The sequence below is a fragment of the Bacteroidota bacterium genome (assembly GCA_016711505.1).
GTDB lineage: Bacteria > Bacteroidota > Bacteroidia > AKYH767-A > 2013-40CM-41-45 > JADKIH01.
Map to the genome: position 1 here is coordinate 24,173 of JADJSV010000007.1, position 17,650 is coordinate 41,822.

10 protein-coding genes and 1 pseudogene are annotated in these 17,650 nt (G+C 38.6%); 4 read left to right on the forward strand and 7 right to left on the reverse strand.

Features of this window, described 5'->3' with window-relative positions; translation table 11 throughout:
• Window positions 1-625: 625 nt before the first annotated feature.
• Entirely contained in the window at window positions 626-6,406 is a 5,781-nt protein-coding gene (locus tag IPL24_09515; GenBank protein MBK8363902.1) for a T9SS type A sorting domain-containing protein, read from the forward strand.
• Between the two features lie 462 nt (window positions 6,407-6,868).
• On the opposite strand, the gene IPL24_09520 is transcribed toward IPL24_09515, so the two are convergent.
• The 5 genes and pseudogenes from IPL24_09520 to rlmN form a co-directional block, all read right to left on the reverse strand.
• A complete protein-coding gene (locus tag IPL24_09520; GenBank protein ID MBK8363903.1) occupies window positions 6,869-7,156 on the reverse strand; it encodes a hypothetical protein in 288 nt (95 codons plus the stop codon).
• Between the two features lie 44 nt (window positions 7,157-7,200).
• Window positions 7,201-8,858, reverse strand: a pseudogene (locus IPL24_09525) (DNA primase).
• Window positions 8,836-9,831: an alpha/beta hydrolase gene (locus IPL24_09530; GenBank protein ID MBK8363904.1), complete on the reverse strand. Its 996-nt coding sequence runs from the start codon at window positions 9,829-9,831 to the stop codon at window positions 8,836-8,838. Before IPL24_09530 ends, IPL24_09525 begins: the two are co-directional and overlap by 23 nt.
• Before the next feature lie 2 nt (window positions 9,832-9,833).
• On the reverse strand, window positions 9,834-10,808 hold the full coding sequence (locus IPL24_09535; GenBank protein ID MBK8363905.1) for a polyprenyl synthetase family protein: 975 nt from the start codon (window positions 10,806-10,808) through the stop codon (window positions 9,834-9,836).
• 29 nt (window positions 10,809-10,837) lie between these two features.
• Window positions 10,838-11,893, reverse strand: coding sequence for a 23S rRNA (adenine(2503)-C(2))-methyltransferase RlmN (gene rlmN, locus IPL24_09540; protein ID MBK8363906.1), 1,056 nt, complete (start codon window positions 11,891-11,893; stop codon window positions 10,838-10,840).
• Between the two features lie 179 nt (window positions 11,894-12,072).
• On the opposite strand from rlmN, the gene IPL24_09545 reads away from it, so the two are divergent.
• From IPL24_09545 to IPL24_09555, 3 genes are all read left to right on the forward strand, one after another.
• Window positions 12,073-13,248 (forward strand): amidohydrolase family protein, encoded by a 1,176-nt coding sequence (locus tag IPL24_09545; GenBank protein MBK8363907.1) that lies wholly within the window; start codon window positions 12,073-12,075, stop codon window positions 13,246-13,248.
• A 393-nt stretch (window positions 13,249-13,641) separates the two neighbouring features.
• The gene (locus IPL24_09550; GenBank protein ID MBK8363908.1) at window positions 13,642-15,246 is read left to right on the forward strand and encodes a LysM peptidoglycan-binding domain-containing protein; all 1,605 of its coding nucleotides are present in this window, start codon (window positions 13,642-13,644) and stop codon (window positions 15,244-15,246) included.
• Between the two features lie 48 nt (window positions 15,247-15,294).
• Window positions 15,295-15,861, forward strand: a complete 567-nt coding sequence (locus tag IPL24_09555; GenBank protein ID MBK8363909.1) for a DUF4468 domain-containing protein — start codon at window positions 15,295-15,297, stop codon at window positions 15,859-15,861.
• Window positions 15,862-15,864: 3 nt separating this feature from the next.
• Here IPL24_09555 and IPL24_09560 read toward each other — a convergent pair whose 3' ends face one another.
• Both IPL24_09560 and IPL24_09565 read right to left on the reverse strand, forming a co-directional pair.
• Window positions 15,865-16,527, reverse strand: a complete 663-nt coding sequence (locus IPL24_09560) for a 2-C-methyl-D-erythritol 4-phosphate cytidylyltransferase (GenBank protein MBK8363910.1) — start codon at window positions 16,525-16,527, stop codon at window positions 15,865-15,867.
• A gap of 21 nt (window positions 16,528-16,548) precedes the next feature.
• Complete coding sequence (locus tag IPL24_09565) at window positions 16,549-17,532, reverse strand: hypothetical protein (protein ID MBK8363911.1); 984 nt, start codon at window positions 17,530-17,532, stop codon at window positions 16,549-16,551.
• Between the last annotated feature and the right edge of the window lie 118 nt (window positions 17,533-17,650).

A 17,650-nucleotide genomic window follows, 5' to 3' on the forward strand; every position in this document is an offset into this window, starting at 1 on the left:
AGAAAAAAGTCCGGAGAAGTTTCTTCGGACTTTTTTTGTGATGTAGCTGCGAAGGCAAAGCTGCGAAGGATTTATAATCCTTCCAGCTGCGAAGGATTTATAATCCTTTGCTTCCGAGCTGTGGATTTATAATCCACTGAAGCAAGTAATCGTCTTTAATTAAAGAAAAATTTTCCCGCAGATCCCGCAGATGAAGGCGCAAATAAATTCGCATATAGCACTACCAAATTTTTTAAAACTATTCATTAAATAATAGAACAAATTTTGTTCACTTGAAAAAAGTTGAAATTTTTCAGTTTTCATTTTAATTGTACTATCTCAATCTAAAGTTGTGAAAAATAAAGAAATTGTATTAAGCATGAATTTGGATTGAATTTTTGTTTTCCATGTCGCTTAAAGTGGTCATATACCAACTTTTATTAACCGTTGGCCAAAATTTTACTAAAGTTTACATTAGAAACTTGTTCAGGTAATGCCCTGAGCCTATTTTTATTTTATTACTACACACTCTGAAACCCTTATTGGATAAGGCTTTTAGGACATTGAACAACTTTAAAGTAATATAAATAGCATTGATTATCACCACTTATATATATACACAACTTTAGAAATACAATAACCCAACATGAAACAAATCTACAATGGAAACCAAGGTTCACTATCGCGATCTTTGGTAAAAATGACGGCAGTAATTTTTACTGCATTGTTTTTTTCAACTCAGGTTCTTTTTGCACACAACATGCACGAGTCTGCAGAGGCGCAGGATGAAAATTCTGCTAAGGAGGACATAAATGAACTGCTTCACTATTATGAGAAGCAAATTTATTTCACCGAGAACAAAGGACAGTTTAACCCTAAGAGGAAGTTCCGCGCGGATTTTCCACTTGGACAAGCTGTAGTTACCGATGAAGGGATGTATGTTTCTGCATATGACCATGAGTCAGTAGGTGCTTTGCATCGTGAAGGGGAAGATGTAGAGTTTCAACTTCAGAACGGAGGTGCTTTCAGAACAGTCAATACAGGATTGAAAGGCCATACATGGATGATGAATTTCTTAAACAGAAGTTCTTCAATGACAATTTCCGGAAAAGATCAGCACGCTGATTTCAATAATTATTTTTCAAATGAACTTAATCAATCAAAGGTTTATAGCTACGGGGAAATCTGGTATAATAACGTTTACAATAATGTTGATGTCCGGTATTATCCTTCTGCTGAAGGCGAATTGGAATATGATATCATCTGTAAGCCGGGATTCAATCCTTCAGATATAGCAATCCGATTTGACGGTATTGAAGAGATGTCTGTAACTGAATCAGGTACATTGATCTTAAAAACAAGTGTAGGTGCAATTGAATTTCCTGCTCCAATCGTATATCAAAAGATCAATGGAGTTAAAAAGAATATCAATTCAAAATACAAGCTTTCAAGCGGCAACAAACTTTCTTTCGCTCTTGAAGCTTATGATAAAGCAAGTCCTTTGATCATCGACCCAATTGCTTTACGATGGGCTTCATGGATCAATACAGCTAGTGCCGGCGATAATCATGGTCACTGTATCTGGGTTGATCCTAGTGATGGTGCAATCTATGTTGTTGCACGTGTTGTTGGCTCAACAGACCAGATCACACCCGGTGCTTTCAATCTTGTTTCAAATGGTAATCTTGATATGATCATCGGTAAATATTTAGAGCCGGTGAATATCGGACAAAGTGGAACCCGCGTATGGCAGACTTATCTGGGCGGCAGTGGCGATGATAATCCTTATGCAATGGAACAAGGTCCGGATGGACATTTATATATTACAGGTTATACAACAAGTCCAAACTTTCCACTTTTAGGAGGTTCGGCATTCAGCGGAAGTAGCATTGATCAAAGAAACTCCGGTGGACAAAATATTTTCATCACTAAAATGACTACTGACGGACTTTCAATAAAAAGTTCTGTAATAGGCGGTGCAGGTGATGAAGGTTCATTCGATCTTCGGATAAATGAAGTTGGTGACATTGTAATCTGCGGAAATCATAATAGTAATAATCTTGGAACACTTTATCCGGGAACCGGTGCTTTAGACAGAGCAAACAGCAATAATGGAAATGATGTTCTTGTTTTTAAAATACTTCAGGATCTATCCGGATTAGTGTGGATGAAAAATTATGGTGGAAGTTCTGCGGATCAGGCAACAATTATGTCTCAGAATGTTGTAAGCGGAGATATTTTTATTGGAGGATACACTTCATCAAATAATTTTCCAACATTAAATGCTCGTCAATCAACAATAGGCGGAACTCAAAGTGGATTTCTACAAAAGTTGAATTCGTCAGGAACAACGGTATGGTCTTCTTATTTCCAGTCGGCAAGTACGAAATCAACTTCTATCCTTTGTATGGAATTCAATGTTAATAAAGATGAACTTTATTTCGGTGGGATAACAAGTGGTTTGGCTGCCAGTAACATTTCTGCAAATAGTGTTTACGATAACCAATACAATAACGGTACAAATGACTTCTATGTTTGCCGTATGGATATCGATCAGAATTTTCTTGCAGCAACTTATCTGGGTGGTTCAGCAAACGAAGTAAACATGATGGGTCTGAATGTGGATCTGAATAACGATGTATATATTTTCGGTTACACAAACAGTACAAATTTCCCTACGTCTACCGCGCCCAGTGTTCCATTACAAACAACTAATAACGGATCGAACGATAAGACATTTTCTAAATTAAGTTCTGATCTTTCGACTTTAATGTTTAGTACGTATTTCGGTGGCTCAGGTGATGATTACGATCCTGTAGGTGAACGTGGAATTAAATTTTCAAATTGCAGAATTTATACAATTGTAACTTCTGAATCTAACAACCTTCCTTTAACGCAAGGTGCACTAAATACTACACGTTCTAGTTCTAATGTATATGAACCAGGCTTAGTGGTCTGGGCGAATCCACCTGATCTTTTGGGAAATAGTATTACAGGAAATCAAACGGTATGTGCCGGAACTGTTCCGGGCGATATTACCGGCTCTGTGCCTGCATACGTATTGCCAACAATAGTTCGTAATACAACAACAAGTACTTATCCGGCTTTAGGAGCTGCAACAACATATCAATGGCAGATCAGTACTGATAGCACTAACTGGACAAATATTCCAAATGCTAACGCACAAAATCTTGCAGGTTCAGATATTGGTCAGCTCTTTACTAAAACTTATTTCCGCCGGATCATTGGTGGTGATGCTTGTATCTTAGCAGGTGCCGCTGACCAGGTTGTGACTGTAAAAGTTGTTACTATCAGTTCTAACACAACCAATGTAAGTTGTAATGGTGAGGCGGATGGAAGTCTTACAGCAATTTCAGATGGAGTTAGTCCATTCCAGTATCAGTGGAGCACAGGAAGTGTTGATCAGACAATATCAAATCTTTCACCAGGAACATATTCTGTTTTCGTAACGGATGCTGAAGGTTGCTCTGCTTCAAATTCATTTACGATTACTGAGCCGTTACTTGTAACTGCAAATGCTGGAACTGATCAATCAATTACCTGCGTAGGAACTGTTCAATTAAATGGTAGTTCTAATTTGCAGACCATCGATTTTTCATGGTCAACAGCAAATGGAAATATAGTTTCAGGCGCAAATTCTGCAACAGCAGTTGTTGATCAGGCCGGTACTTATATTCTAACTGCAACAAATACTGAAAATGGTTGTACGGGAACTGATACAGTAGAAGTAACTTCAATAACTCAGAATACTTCAAGTACTGCAAATATTACAATCTGCGATGGAGAAACATATACACCTCCGGGTGGAAATGAAGAATCTGCAAGCGGAACTTTTGTAACTGTCATTCCAAATGTTGCGGGTTGCGATAGTACAATAACAACAAACCTTACTGTACTGAATCCGATTACATCTGAATCTTCCGAAAGTATTTGTTCAAATCAGACATTCAGTTTCCCTTGGGGCGGAAGTACATCGACTCCGGGTGATTATATGCAGACCTACACTTCAGTTGATGGTTGTGATAGCGTAGTAACAATTCACTTATCGGTAAGTCAGTCAATACAGACATCAACAAATGAATCGATATGTTCAGGTGGTAGCTTTAATTTGCCATGGGGCGGAACTGCAAGTGTAGCCGGAAATTATCCGCACACTTATACTTCTGTTTCCGGTTGTGATAGTATTGCAACAATAATTCTTTCGATCACACAAGGTGTTAGTTCAAATACTAATGCTTCGATCTGTCAAGGAGAATCTTTTCAATTTCCATGGGGAGGTTCTGCATCAAATGCAGGTGATTATCCACATACTTATCAGGGTGTAAATGGTTGTGATAGCATTGCGACAATTCACTTAACAATTCGTCAGGGTACAAGTTCAACTACAAATGCTTCAATTTGTCAGGGAGCTTTCTATCAGTTCCCATGGGGCGGTTCCGCTAATGCAGCAGGTGATTATCCGCATACATATACAGGAGAAAATGGTTGTGACAGTATTGCAACTATTCACCTCACACTTACATCTGCATATTATACAGAAGTAAATGAATCCATTTGTGATGGAGAAACTTTTGTTTTGCCTTGGGGTGGTTATGAAGGATATCCGGGTGATTATACTTACACTTATGAAGCTTCAAATGGTTGCGACAGTGTTGTAACAATTCATCTTACTGTAAGACCTGTTGATCACACACAAACAACAGTGAACATCTGTCAGGGAGCTAGTTATCATTTCCCTTGGGGTGGATCTACTACTGTAGCAGGTTATTTCCCGCATGGTTATACTTCTGTAAACGGTTGCGATAGTATTGTAACGATCAGAGTTACCGTTGGCGGAACTATTTCATGTAACATTTCTGTTTCAGGATGTCATAATAATAATCTTTGTTCAGGACAAGCTGCAACTTTAAGCGCACCTTCCGGGATGGGTTATACTTACCTATGGAGTACAGGAGCAACAACAAGAACTATTTCAGTGAATACTTCAGGTACATATTCAGTAACTGTTCGTAATGCATCAGGTTGTACAAGTACTTGTTCTCAAACTATCATTGCAGGAACAAGACCGATGTGTACTATCACTACAACCGGATGTCATAACAATTCGATTTGTGGCGGGCAATCTGCTACATTGTGTGCTCCTGCAGGACAAGGCTATACATACCTTTGGAGTAATGGAGCGACAAGTCGTTGCATCAGTGTAAATACGCCGGGTAATTATTCTGTTACCGTTACCAACGCATCAGGCTGTTCAAATACTTGTAATAAAGTAATCAGTGCAGGCAATCCACCAAATTGTAGTATTACAGTATCAGGATGTTCAAACAATACTATTTGTTCCGGACAGACTGCAACACTAAGTGCAGCATATGGTTCAGGATACACATATCGTTGGGGAAATGGATCTACATCCCGTAGTATAAATGTAACGCAAGGTGGAACGTATACTGTAACAGTGACTAATAGTAATGGTTGCTCAAGTACTTGCAGTAAAACAATTACTGTTACTCAAGGACCTAATTGTTCGATCTCCGGGAATACGAGTATTTGCAGAAATCAAAGCACAACATTGAGTGCTCCATCCGGTAGTGGATATTCATATTTATGGAGTACAGGTTCACACTCAAGAACAATTTCTGTTAACCATGCCGGAACTTATACTGTGCGTGTTACAAAAGGCGGATGTACATCTACTTGTAGCGTTAATGTAACTCAACTTAGTTCGCCGAGCAGTACCATCACAGGAAATACTTTAATTAGTCGTGGACAGAATACAACTCTGTGTGGGCCGTCCGGGCAGTCATCTTACCGATGGTCGACAGGTGCTACAACAAGATGCATCACTACATGTTTCGCAGGAAATTATTCATTGACGGTAACAAACAGTAACGGTTGTACAAGTTCAAGTACAGTATGTGTAAGATATCGTTCATTTATTAATTGCCGCATCATAGCTGATCCAAGAACAGGTGAAGCAGTTGCTGAGATCACAGGTGGTACGCCTCCATACTCGATAATCTGGAATAATGATCCTGAACTGAATCAAGGTTCAATTCGTCTGAATGAATCAGGTGAGGTAAACTTAACTGTCACAGATTCTGAAGGACAGGAAGAAAAATCCAAGCAAATGGTTTTCCTTAACTACATCCAGGCTACTGCTTATCCGGTTCCTGCTGTAGGTTCTGTTACAATAGAGTTTAAGAATTTCGGTAAAACGTCTTTCACAACAGTTGATATCTATCGTGCCGATGGTTCATTGGTAAAACGATTATTTAATTCCGATGCCACTACGAATGCAACAAACAGAGTAGTGTGGAACGTTGGCGAGATCCGTGAAGGAATATACTTCTATCGCATTAGTAATGGTGACAACAGTGCAAACGGAACACTTGTCATCCAGAATTGATTCTATTTTGATTAAGTTATATGAAAGGGTAGTCTCGTGGGAGACTGCCCTTTTTTTATCTAATAACTAGTAGTGCGCTTCGAAGGATTTGTAATCCTTTGATTGCCGTGCTGTGGATTTGTAGCTGCGAAGGATTTGTAATCCTTTGCTTCCCGAGCTGTGGATTTTTAATCCACTGAAACAAGTAATCGTCTTTAATCAAACAATAAATCTCCCGCAGACCCCTCAGATGAAGGCGCAGAAAAATTCGCAGATCGCGCTACCAAATTGTTTAATACATTTCCATTGGTTTAATAAAAAAAAATTGTTCAATTGAAAAAAAATGAAATTTTCCACTTCATTCCACTTCATTCCACTTCATTCCACTTCATTCCACTTCATTCCACTTCATTCCACTTCATTCCACTTCATTCCACTTCATTCCACTTCATTCCACTTCATTCCACTTCATTCCACTTCATTTCACCGCAGTATATCAATCCCCAACGCCTTACTCAATTCCATCTTAATTGCTTCAAGTTTCATATGCCTTTCAATCAAAGCCGTACAATCATCGCCACGGTCATGCGCTTCTTTGATCAACCGCTGACTTTCTTCAAGCATCTTCTGGATCTTACGGTTCTTCAGGTGGATCACTGCATTCTCTACAGCTTCTTTCAAAACACTCTCTTCTTCCGGAACATCTATCTTGTGCATGGCTGTCCAGTTTTCACTGAGGAAATAACGTGGACTCAATAACTCAACTGCCATTCCACTGAAATCGGGATTTTCGGAATTTAAGAATACTTGTGGATCTATGTTGTCCTGATCAACGACAAGCTCACTATATTTTTGTAAAAACCATTGAAGATTTTATTCTCAAAAGTGATCTCATCAGAAATGATCTCTTCGATAATGTAGCGGAAAACTTTTACTGCAATGACTTGCTGTTTCTTTTTATCAGGCGCATGCTCGTCGTCTACTTCTATATCAAAATGCAGATCGTGATTTCCAAAATTCAGAAGTAAGCGGATAATATTTTTTTCCTGAGATTCTGTTGTCAGAATTTCATCCCTTTGCGCTTGCTGCGTGAGGATCTCTGGCATCAATTCATCAACATCATTTCCCGGAACATCTTTCTTCAGTTGCTGCTTGCGGCTTTTGTTCATTTCCGCAATCAATACCTGCTCTTCAATGTCCATCATAGCACTGCTTTGCTTGATATATACAGAGCGCGTGATCGGATCAGGAATTTTTCCTATTGTTTCGACGATGTCGCGGATCAATCCTGCTTTACGAACGGGATCATTCGCAACTTCTCCTAAAAGTAAATTCGTTTTAAAAACAATAAAGTCTTTTGCATTCTCCTGAATGAATGTCGCAGTCGCTGCGCCACCGTGTTTTCTGCTATATGAATCCGGATCGTCGCCATCAGGAAATAAGGCAACTTTTACATTCAACCCTTCTTCAAGGATCAGATCAATTCCCCTGATAGATGCTTTGATACCTGCTGCATCACCATCATAAAGTACTGTAACGTTCTTCGTATATCTTCCGATCAAACGGATCTGCTCTACTGTCAATGATGTTCCTGATGATGCAACAACATTTTCAATTCCGCTTTGGTGTAAGGAAATCACATCTGTGTATCCTTCTACTAAATAACAATTGTCTTTCTGAACGATTGCTTTCTTCGCAAAGAAAATTCCGTAAAGTGATTTGCTCTTGAAATAAATATCTGACTCCGGCGAGTTAACATACTTAGCTGCTTTGTCGTCTTTCTTTAAGATCCTTCCGCCAAAGGCAATGATCCTTCCGCTTAGATTGTGAATAGGAAACATAACCCGGCCACGGAAACGATCGATCAGTTTTTCATTGCCGGTAATTACTTCACCGTCTTTCTGACGTGGATAACCTAATCCGGTCTTGACAATGAATTCTGATTTGTAGCCATTCTTAATTGCATGTTCTGCAAAAGCTGACCAGTCAGCAAGACTATATCCTAATTCGAATTTCTTTATTGTTTCATCGCTGAATCCGCGTTCATGAAAATAAGAGAGACCAATTGATTTACCTTCTTCCGTTTCAAAAAGATTTTCTGCAAAAGTTTTTGAGGCAAATGAATTGAGAATGTATAAACTTTCTCTTTCGTCACGCAATTCAATTTCTTTCGGATCCGGAGCGCTTTCTTCGATCTCTATCTGATATTTTGCCGCAAGAAATTTCAAGCTTCCGGATAAGTGTAATGCTCGAGCTCCATGATGAAGTTCACTGCATTTCCACCTTTACCACAACCGAAACATTTGTAAATGTTACGGACCGGATTTACATTGAAGGAAGGAGTTTTCTCATTGTGAAAAGGACATAAGCCCAGAAAATTCACGCCTCGTTTTTTTAGCTGCACAAAATCTCCGACAACATCCTCTATCCGGACGGCATCAAAAATTCTGTCAATAGTTTCTTTCGTGATCATTGAAAGCTAATTTTTTGTAGCGTGTTTTTTTCGGTTCTCTTGGCAAAACCGTATTGATAAAATTTGAAATGCGATTATAATATTTTTCTGCACCAACGGCAGCAATGTTATTATGGTCAGCTTTCCGTACCAAAAATAAGTCTTTTTTCTTGGAGGCGGAGGCTAAAAATATCTGAAGGGTTTCCGAGGTAAAAACTTCGGCATCGTCGCTGGCAGTAATAAACAGCACCGGTGCCTCGTTGAAAGCCGCTATTTTAGTGAGGTCCAGCTCGCTAACGGGATATTCCAGTAATTTTTCGACCTTTTTCCTGAAAATCGGATACCACAAATATTTCAGATTTCCCCAGCGGTTGTAGGAATACCGACTTAGATATGTATCCAGATTATTGAATGGACTTTGCAAAATAAGCGCATCGCACCGCCCATCGTAGACGGCAGATTGCATAGCTATTGCAGAACCAATTCCCATTCCGAAAAGTACCAGATGTTTGGTTTCAGGAAATTTCAGGATCGTATCTGTGATCAATTTCATGTCAGCAATAGCAGGCATTCCAATCGTAAAAATTTCGCCACTGCTTTCTCCATGTGCCCGCAGGTCAAAGATGCAGACATGCATTCCACGATCATGAAGTTGCTTGATCTGATCCAGTAACATTAGTTTGCTTTGATTCAGATCGTGAATTATCAATACGGTATTTGCAGGTGTGTCTGTAGTAGGGATGTACCAACCATTTAACGTTTCACCGTCATTTGTTTTTAATGATATGTTCGTATAGTCCAATCCTTCGTCAGATGGCCGCAAATGATTCGTGTCAATTTCTGTATTGTTGATCGAATGAAATACAACATAAGTTGAATCAATTCTTGTGGGATAAATAAAACTTGTTGTAATAAGTGTCGGCGCTACAATTATAAATGCAGCACTTAAAATAAAGATTGATGCAATAAGAAAGAAAAGCTTATTTAAATTCATGATCAGTGATTTCGTTCTGTTGTATATTTTACAAGGTCACGAAGTGAATTTTTGAATACGGAATCAGGGAATGTATCCAAAACCACAAATGCACGTGCCTGATATTCCTGCATTTTTTGAGTTGCATATTCCATACCACCGGAACTTTTTACGAATGAAATTACTTCTTTCACTTTTTTATCTTCTGTATTGTGATTCTTGATAATATTCACAATTCTTCGTTTTGTGCTTCTGTCGGCTTTCATCAGTGAATAGATCAAAGGCAAAGTCATTTTACTTTCCTTGATGTCTATTCCGGTAGGTTTTCCTATTACACCATCAGGACCGTAATCGAACAAATCATCTTTGATCTGAAATGCCATTCCAATCAATTCACCAAACTCATGCATTTTATTCACTACATCCTGCGAAGAGCCTGCTGATGCTGCGCCACTGGCACAACAAGACGCGATCAAAGAAGCAGTTTTCTGTCTGATGATCTCGTAATAAATATCTTCACTGATGTCGAGCTTTCTTGCTTTTTCAATCTGTAGCAATTCTCCTTCACTCATGACACGAACTGCTTCGGAAACGATGTCAAGGAAATTGTAATCTTTGTGCTTGACAGAAAGTAAAAGTCCTTTGCTTAATAAATAATCACCGACTAAAACAGCGATCTTGTTTTTCCAAAGTGCATTGATAGAAAAAAATCCGCGACGTTCGTTTGAATCGTCAACAACATCATCGTGAACAAGTGTTGCAGTATGCAAAAGTTCGATGAGAGTAGCTGCTCTGTGTGTCGTCTCATTTATCCCGCCGCAAAGTCCGGCAGATAAGAATACAAACATCGGTCGCATCTGCTTTCCTTTTCGCTTCACAATGTAATGCGTGATGCGATCCAGTAACGGAACCTGACTCTTCATTGATGCCCGGAATTTATTTTCAAATTCGTCCATCACGGAAGAGATCGGTGCTTTTATTTCATCTAATTGCGACACAAATTATTTTTCTTCTAATTGAATAAAAATTATTTTTTCAATTTTACTACAGCATGCTCATTCTTATTGGCCAATTGCCCGCATGCTGCATCAATATCTTTCCCTCTTGACCTCCGTAAATTTACTATAATACCTCTGTCGGCAAGATAGGAGTAGAACGATTTCATTTTATCGTCGCTGGTATTTTCAAATTCATTTCCGTCGATCTGATTGTACTCGATAAGATTTACTTTCGCTTTCACTCTTCTGCAAAATTCTTCCAGTTCCTGTGCATCGATGAGCTCATCATTAAAACCATTGAAGACAATGTATTCAAATGTTACTCTGCTTCCTGTTTTATCTCCAAAATGATTCAAAGCATCTGCTAATGCATCCAATGAATTACTTTCGTTGATCGGCATGATCTTATTCCGCTTCTCATCATTTGCAGCATGTAATGATAATGCCAGATTGAATTTCACTTCATCATCTCCGAGTTTATGAATCATTTTCGCAATACCTGCTGTACTGACCGTAATTCTTTTCGGAGCCATATTCAATCCGTCGCCGGCTGTAATACGTTCAATGCTTTTCAGAACATTTGTATAGTTCAGCAATGGTTCACCCATTCCCATGTAAACAATGTTCGACAATGGAATACCATAATTCTTTTCTGACTGCTCGCGGATGATAGCGACTTGATCGTAGATCTCATCTGCAGTAAGGTTTCTAAGTCGTTCCAGTTTTCCTGTAGCGCAAAATTTACACGTCAGACTGCAGCCTACTTGCGAAGAAACACATGCAGTCATGCGAGTCTCAGTTGGGATCAAGACACCTTCAACGATGTTTCCATCGTACAATTTAAAAGCGTTCTTGATGGTCCGGTCACGACTGACCTGAAAGGTGTCGATCGATACTGCATTCAGTACAAAATTGGCTTCCAGCTTTTCACGTAATGCCTGCGAAAGATTGGTCATTTCCGCAAAACTTCGGGCACTTTTTTTCCACAACCACTCCCAGACCTGTTTCGCACGAAACGGCTTTTCAGCGTTGGTTATGAACCAGTTAGTAATCTCTTCCTGACTTAAATGACGGATGTTTTGCATTGGGAGGCGAAGATACGATTCTTTAAGTTCTAATATAGTTCAAAGTTCAAGGTTCAAAGTTCAAAGTTGGCTCCGTAGTTGACTACGAAGTAAACCTTGAACTTTGAACTTTGAACCTTGAACTTTGGACCTTGAACTTTGGACCTTGAACTTGTTTTCAACATTCCTACCTTTACAAAATGAACTTCCTCCAATCCACCCTAGTCTTCCCCATCAGTTCTCCGCCGATTGAAAATGGAATCGTAGTCGTCGATGATTCGGGAGTGATCATTGAGGTGATCGACCCGATGACTACGGGTGAATTACCTTCTGGGATCAGGAAGTATGAAGGGTTTATTTGTCCGGGGTTTGTGAATATGCATTGTCATCTGGAACTTTCACATTTGAAAGGGAAATTTGCGGAGAAGACCGGACTGGTTGGTTTTATTGATCAGATGCGTTTAAGACGTGGTGGAGAATTTATTCACGAATCTATTCTCAAAGCCGATCAGGAAATGCTCGCAAACGGTATAGTTGCTGTCGCTGATATTTCCAATTCTCCAGATACGATTGACATAAAAAAGATCTCGCAACTCTACTATCATACATTTGTGGAGGTCTTTGATGTGAATCCGGGAAGGGCGGAAAAAGTTTTTGAAGAAGGATTAATGCTAGCGCAAAAATTTTCTGATGTTGAATTGTCTGCATCAATTGCACCACATGCACCTTATACGGTTTCATCAAAATTACTTTCCCTGCTTTCCAAATCGTATTTTAATAAGGCACAGTTATCGACAATACATAATCAGGAAACAGAGGATGAAGACTCCATGTTTCATAGTCAGAGCGGTGATATTTTTGATTTTCTTATCGGACTAAATCCTGCGAATGCAGATTCAATTCATAAAACAGATTCATCACTTGAATATATTCTGGATCATCTGCATCATTTTGAAAAATTACTTTTGGTTCATAATACATTTACAAAAGACAAGCATATCAAAGAAGCGCAGGAGTTTTCTGACGATATTTATTGGTGCTTTTGTCCGAATGCAAATCAATACATAGAAAACACTTTACCCGATATTGAACTATTCAGAAAGAACAATTGCAGAATCACCATCGGGACTGATAGTTATGCGAGTAACAGATCTCTTTCAATTCTGGAAGAGCTGAAAACCATCTCAACTCATTTTCCAAAAATTCCGCTTCATGAAATGCTGAAGTGGGCAACTTTAAATGGAGCGGCTTTTCTAGGTAAGGATAATGTTTTTGGTTCACTGGAGCGGGGAAAAAGGCCGGGGATTGTGTTAATTGAAAATGTTGATTTGAAATCGGGTACATTGCAAGGCAATTCCGTCGCTAAACGTATCTGAAAATTTGAATTTTAATTTGATGAATTTTTCAATAAAATTGTTAAAAATGTGAGATAGAAAGGCTGTGTTTTCGATAATTTTTCATCTTTGCTGAAACAAAAATTCAGGTTTCAAATTGAAATTGATACCTGGCTGCGAAGAAACCAGAATAAAATATCACTCATAGCAATTCGTTAGTGTAAGAATAGGGGATTCATTACATCAAAAATCAGGGTGATTACACCAAATTTTAACGTTTTTTATCCGAAAAAACGAATAATTTGGTAACGTTTATAGTAATATTCATGTATAAATTTCTGATATTTACGGCAACTGCGCCGTATATTGACGGAAAGAAATTGATTTGTGCCTGATACGGGTTATCTTATCATAATCCTCAGGTATTAAATGCATATGAGAAAATCGCTGATCTTATTTTTTGCTTTCATCCTTCAGGCATCCTTAAACGGATTTGCTGCTGCAGATCCCGTTGAAAGCGCTCCCGGTGGCGATTCTATTGCTCCAATCGACTATTCTGGTTTATCCGGACAATTCCCGCTTGTAAAAGACAGCAACCTTTGGGTCAATGAAGGGGAAGTTAAGGCCGGACTTTTATATGATGTTGAAAATAACAAGATCGTATGGGAGAAAAATCTGAATACCGTTTTCCCGATTGCTTCCCTCACAAAAATGATGGGCGCTCTTTTGACAATTGAAGACATCAACTCAGGAAAATATCGCTGGGATGATACAGTTAAATGGACCCGTACTTCTGTGGTCGGAAGAAGAAAACATCGCAGAACAGTTTACTCCTCTGCCAGCTACTCATTGCGTGATGTATTTAAGGCTTCAATGATCGCTTCTAATAATGAATGCGCGGAACAATTAGCAAAATATATCGGTGATGGAAATCTGCCGGCTACTATTGAAAGAATGAATCAACGTGCCAGGGAACTGGGAATGTTGTCTACGTTCTATGGAAATCCTACCGGATTGCCCTCTCCAAACTGGATGGGCGACAATTCATCTACACCAACTGATCTGTTAAAACTGACCATCGAAATGCTGAAGTATCCGGAAATTCTGGATATTGCAAAGATGGGATATGCTACAATTGAAAATGGAAAGTCAACGTCTGTGATCAGAAATCACAATCGTCTGACGATCGATTTTTCAGGTGAAGTGGATGGATTAAAAACAGGTTATACAAAACGCGCAGGTTTCTGTCTCGTTGCTACTACTGCTAAATGCGATCATCGTCTGGTAAGTATTGTACTTGGTAGTCGTGGTCCGCAGATCAGAAATGAAGTGGTGCGTGATATGATCAATCATTATTACACTTCGATCGGACTGGATCCACTTGGTCCTTATTGTCCGAATCCATTATTGCCAAATCCGAATCTTGCAAAAAATAATCAACCCGGTGCCGGAGAATATGTGACGGTTACGGAGAAAGTAAAAAAAGTTCACGTTGTAAAAAGTGGTGAAAGTCTTTCTGTCATTGCCGGAAAATACAGATGTTCAACAGCACAGTTAAAGAGCTGGAATAAAGGTAAAGTGAAAGGAACAACTGTTTACAAAGGACAAAAACTTTATGTCTATTCGAATGTCAACAAAAAAGTTTTCGTTGCAAAAATTGCGAATGGAAGTGAAGAAGAAGATGACAAGCCAATCGAAACTGAACAGAATAGTACAACTGCAAAGATAGATTCAGGAGCAGTGATTCAGGAAGCAACTGTGAGTGAAGTTGCTGTTTCAAAAAATGAGTCATTGAAGACGGGCGATAAAGCTGATAAAGTTGCTAAATCAGATAAAACAACTGTAGTAAAAGTAGTTTCTAAGCCATTAATAGAAAAACCTAAATATATTTATCATACAGTTGCCCCGGGAGATACTCTTTTCAATATTGCCCAACGATATCAAGGTGTAAGTGTTGCTGAGTTGAAAACACTCAACAATATCCACAATATTCGTTCGTTAAAACCTGGTATGAAGTTGAAAGTTAAAGTTCGGGCATAATTTTAGTAGAACTTTTTCTTAGATTTACCATCCTTAAACTTAATGTAAATGAAAAAGGCAGTTTCTATGCTATGCATGGTCATGGCAGTTTTATTCGTAAAAGCACAAGACAAAGCAGTTCCGGTTGAACCTTATAAAGTTCCGGTAGATTCTGTCACCGGAAAGATCACCTACGAAGGCATAGTGGAAGTTAAAGGCTTTGCTGCAGGAGAATTGTATCAACGGATCAACGCCTGGTTTCAATCCTATTATAAGAACCCAACAGAGGTTATCCGTGAAAATGATTCTATAAACAATAAAATGGTAGGCAAACCCCGTTTTCGATTATCAAATCAACCTGATAAAAATGGGGTCAAAACTGATGGCGGCGTTACCCAATATACAATTACTGTTGCTGCCAAAGATGGCCGGTATAAATACGAGATCACTGATGTAAACTGGAAGCAAATTTCTGTCTTCCCTTCTGAAAGATGGATGGATACCAAATCATCATCTTATTCTCCTGCTTACAATGATTATTTGCAGCAGCTTGATAAAACAGCATTAGAAGTAATTGCGGCTCTTAAAAAAGCAGTTACTGAAGCAAAGGCAGTTAAGGATAAAGACAACTGGTAATATTTATTTGATCAAAGCTTCGGCAATGATCAGGTCCGTCAAAACGGTAATTTTCAAATTCGATTTTTCGCCTTCAACGAGATGGATTAAATTTCCGTCTTGTTCAAAGACACTTGCGTCATCAGTAGTATCCCTTTCCGGATTTTCGTATGCTTTTCGGATAAGTTCCAGATGAAAACACTGTGGAGTCTGAATGGCACGTAATGCATTTCTGTCAACCACTTCGGATTCCAGATTTTCTACTTTTCTTAATGTGTCAACTATCGGGATTGCAGGAACCGCATTTGAAAAATTATCAAGCTCTGCCATGCACTTTCTGATCAGTTCGATAGATACCAAAGGTCTGACTCCGTCGTGAATAGCGACCATACCTTTCTGTTCGGGAATTGCTTTCAATCCGTTCTTTACTGATTCATACCGCGAAGTTCCGCCCGTAACGATTTTATGCGGAATTGTAAAGTTAAGTTCAGCAATTAATTTTGCCCAGTGTATCGTCTCACTATGGGGAAGCACAACAAATATAGAGTCAAAGATCTTTGCAGAATAAAATTTCTCTATGGTGTGCATCAGAATTGGCTTTCCATTCAATGGGAGAAATTGTTTTGGAATCCCTGTTCCCATTCTCAATCCGGATCCACCGGCTACTATCAATGCAGTTTTATTCATCGTTCACAATATCGGAAATTATTACTCCGGTTTATTAGATTTTCCCATAAGTAAATCCAGATGTTCCGAATAAAATAACCGGATGTGTACAATCAATATTATTATAAACATTGATGCAACTGTGATCAATCCGCCGTAAAAAACTGCCTGATAAATATTCGATTTCGGAGCCGGCATAGCTGCCTGAACAACAGAGATCGTTTTATAACTTTTTTGATTCAATGCCTGAAGGGCAAGATTGTAAAGCTTCTGTGAATTCATCAGATCATGAGTTGAATTGGTAAGCTCATTGATCAGACTTCCTAAATTTTGCTCCAGCTGAAGCATGTAGATCGCACTGGTAGTTGGTCGCGATCCTTGTGTGGTCAGATGATGCATTTCAGCAAGTAAAGAATCTATACTCCTGCTTTTGGCATTGTTGTCTTTCTTTATCTCAGTTAAAAATGCTTCGGAGATCTTTAGCTTTTGTTGAATCGTTCTTGCATAATATTCCCTGTTAATTTCATCGATATAATTCATTATTTCATTTACCATTTCCGCAGCCAGATACCGGTGCTCATCGTTAACAGTTACAAGTATTGTGTTGAATGTATTTTTCTTAACTGAAATATTCGATTTTAAAATATTACCGGTGCGTTGTAAATAAAATTCTTTTGTGGAATCAACTCCATAATGTTTTGTCAGATTGAATTTTTTTATCAGATGATTTTGAATCTGCGTTGAGATCACTTGCTGGAAGATCCTGTTAAAGTTATCGCTCGGAGTAAGGTTATCGACAACTTTCAGATCAACATTTGAAGAACTGAGAACATTCATGTCGTTCACATAAAAGGAGCCGGTAGATGAATAACCTAAAACATAAAGTTTGATGATAATTGAAAAAATGATCCCAATGCCAAATGAGATTGACAAAAAATAATACTTATCTTTAACCAGATGATTGATAAGTATCCTGGTATCATAATCAATTTTCCTGGAAGCAGGTCGAGTCGTATTTTCAGTCATATAAAAACGTGGTTGGGTAATGTTAAGAAATTTTATTATAACTTTTCAAAAGATTTTGTAAACTGCACTGTAATTCTGTAAGTAGACGAAAAGATGTGGCGAAATGTAAATACGAGTA

Coding starts and splice junctions, on each gene's coding strand:
- IPL24_09560 (MBK8363910.1), bottom strand. CDS start 16,527: ATGAATAAAACTGCATTGATAGTAGCCGGTGGATCCGGATTGAGAATG.
- IPL24_09515 (MBK8363902.1), top strand. CDS start 626: ATGAAACAAATCTACAATGGAAACCAAGGTTCACTATCGCGATCTTTG.
- IPL24_09550 (MBK8363908.1), top strand. CDS start 13,642: ATGAGAAAATCGCTGATCTTATTTTTTGCTTTCATCCTTCAGGCATCC.
- rlmN (MBK8363906.1), bottom strand. CDS start 11,893: ATGCAAAACATCCGTCATTTAAGTCAGGAAGAGATTACTAACTGGTTC.
- IPL24_09555 (MBK8363909.1), top strand. CDS start 15,295: ATGAAAAAGGCAGTTTCTATGCTATGCATGGTCATGGCAGTTTTATTC.
- IPL24_09530 (MBK8363904.1), bottom strand. CDS start 9,831: ATGAATTTAAATAAGCTTTTCTTTCTTATTGCATCAATCTTTATTTTA.
- IPL24_09565 (MBK8363911.1), bottom strand. CDS start 17,532: ATGACTGAAAATACGACTCGACCTGCTTCCAGGAAAATTGATTATGAT.
- IPL24_09520 (MBK8363903.1), bottom strand. CDS start 7,156: ATGGCAGTTGAGTTATTGAGTCCACGTTATTTCCTCAGTGAAAACTGG.
- IPL24_09545 (MBK8363907.1), top strand. CDS start 12,073: ATGAACTTCCTCCAATCCACCCTAGTCTTCCCCATCAGTTCTCCGCCG.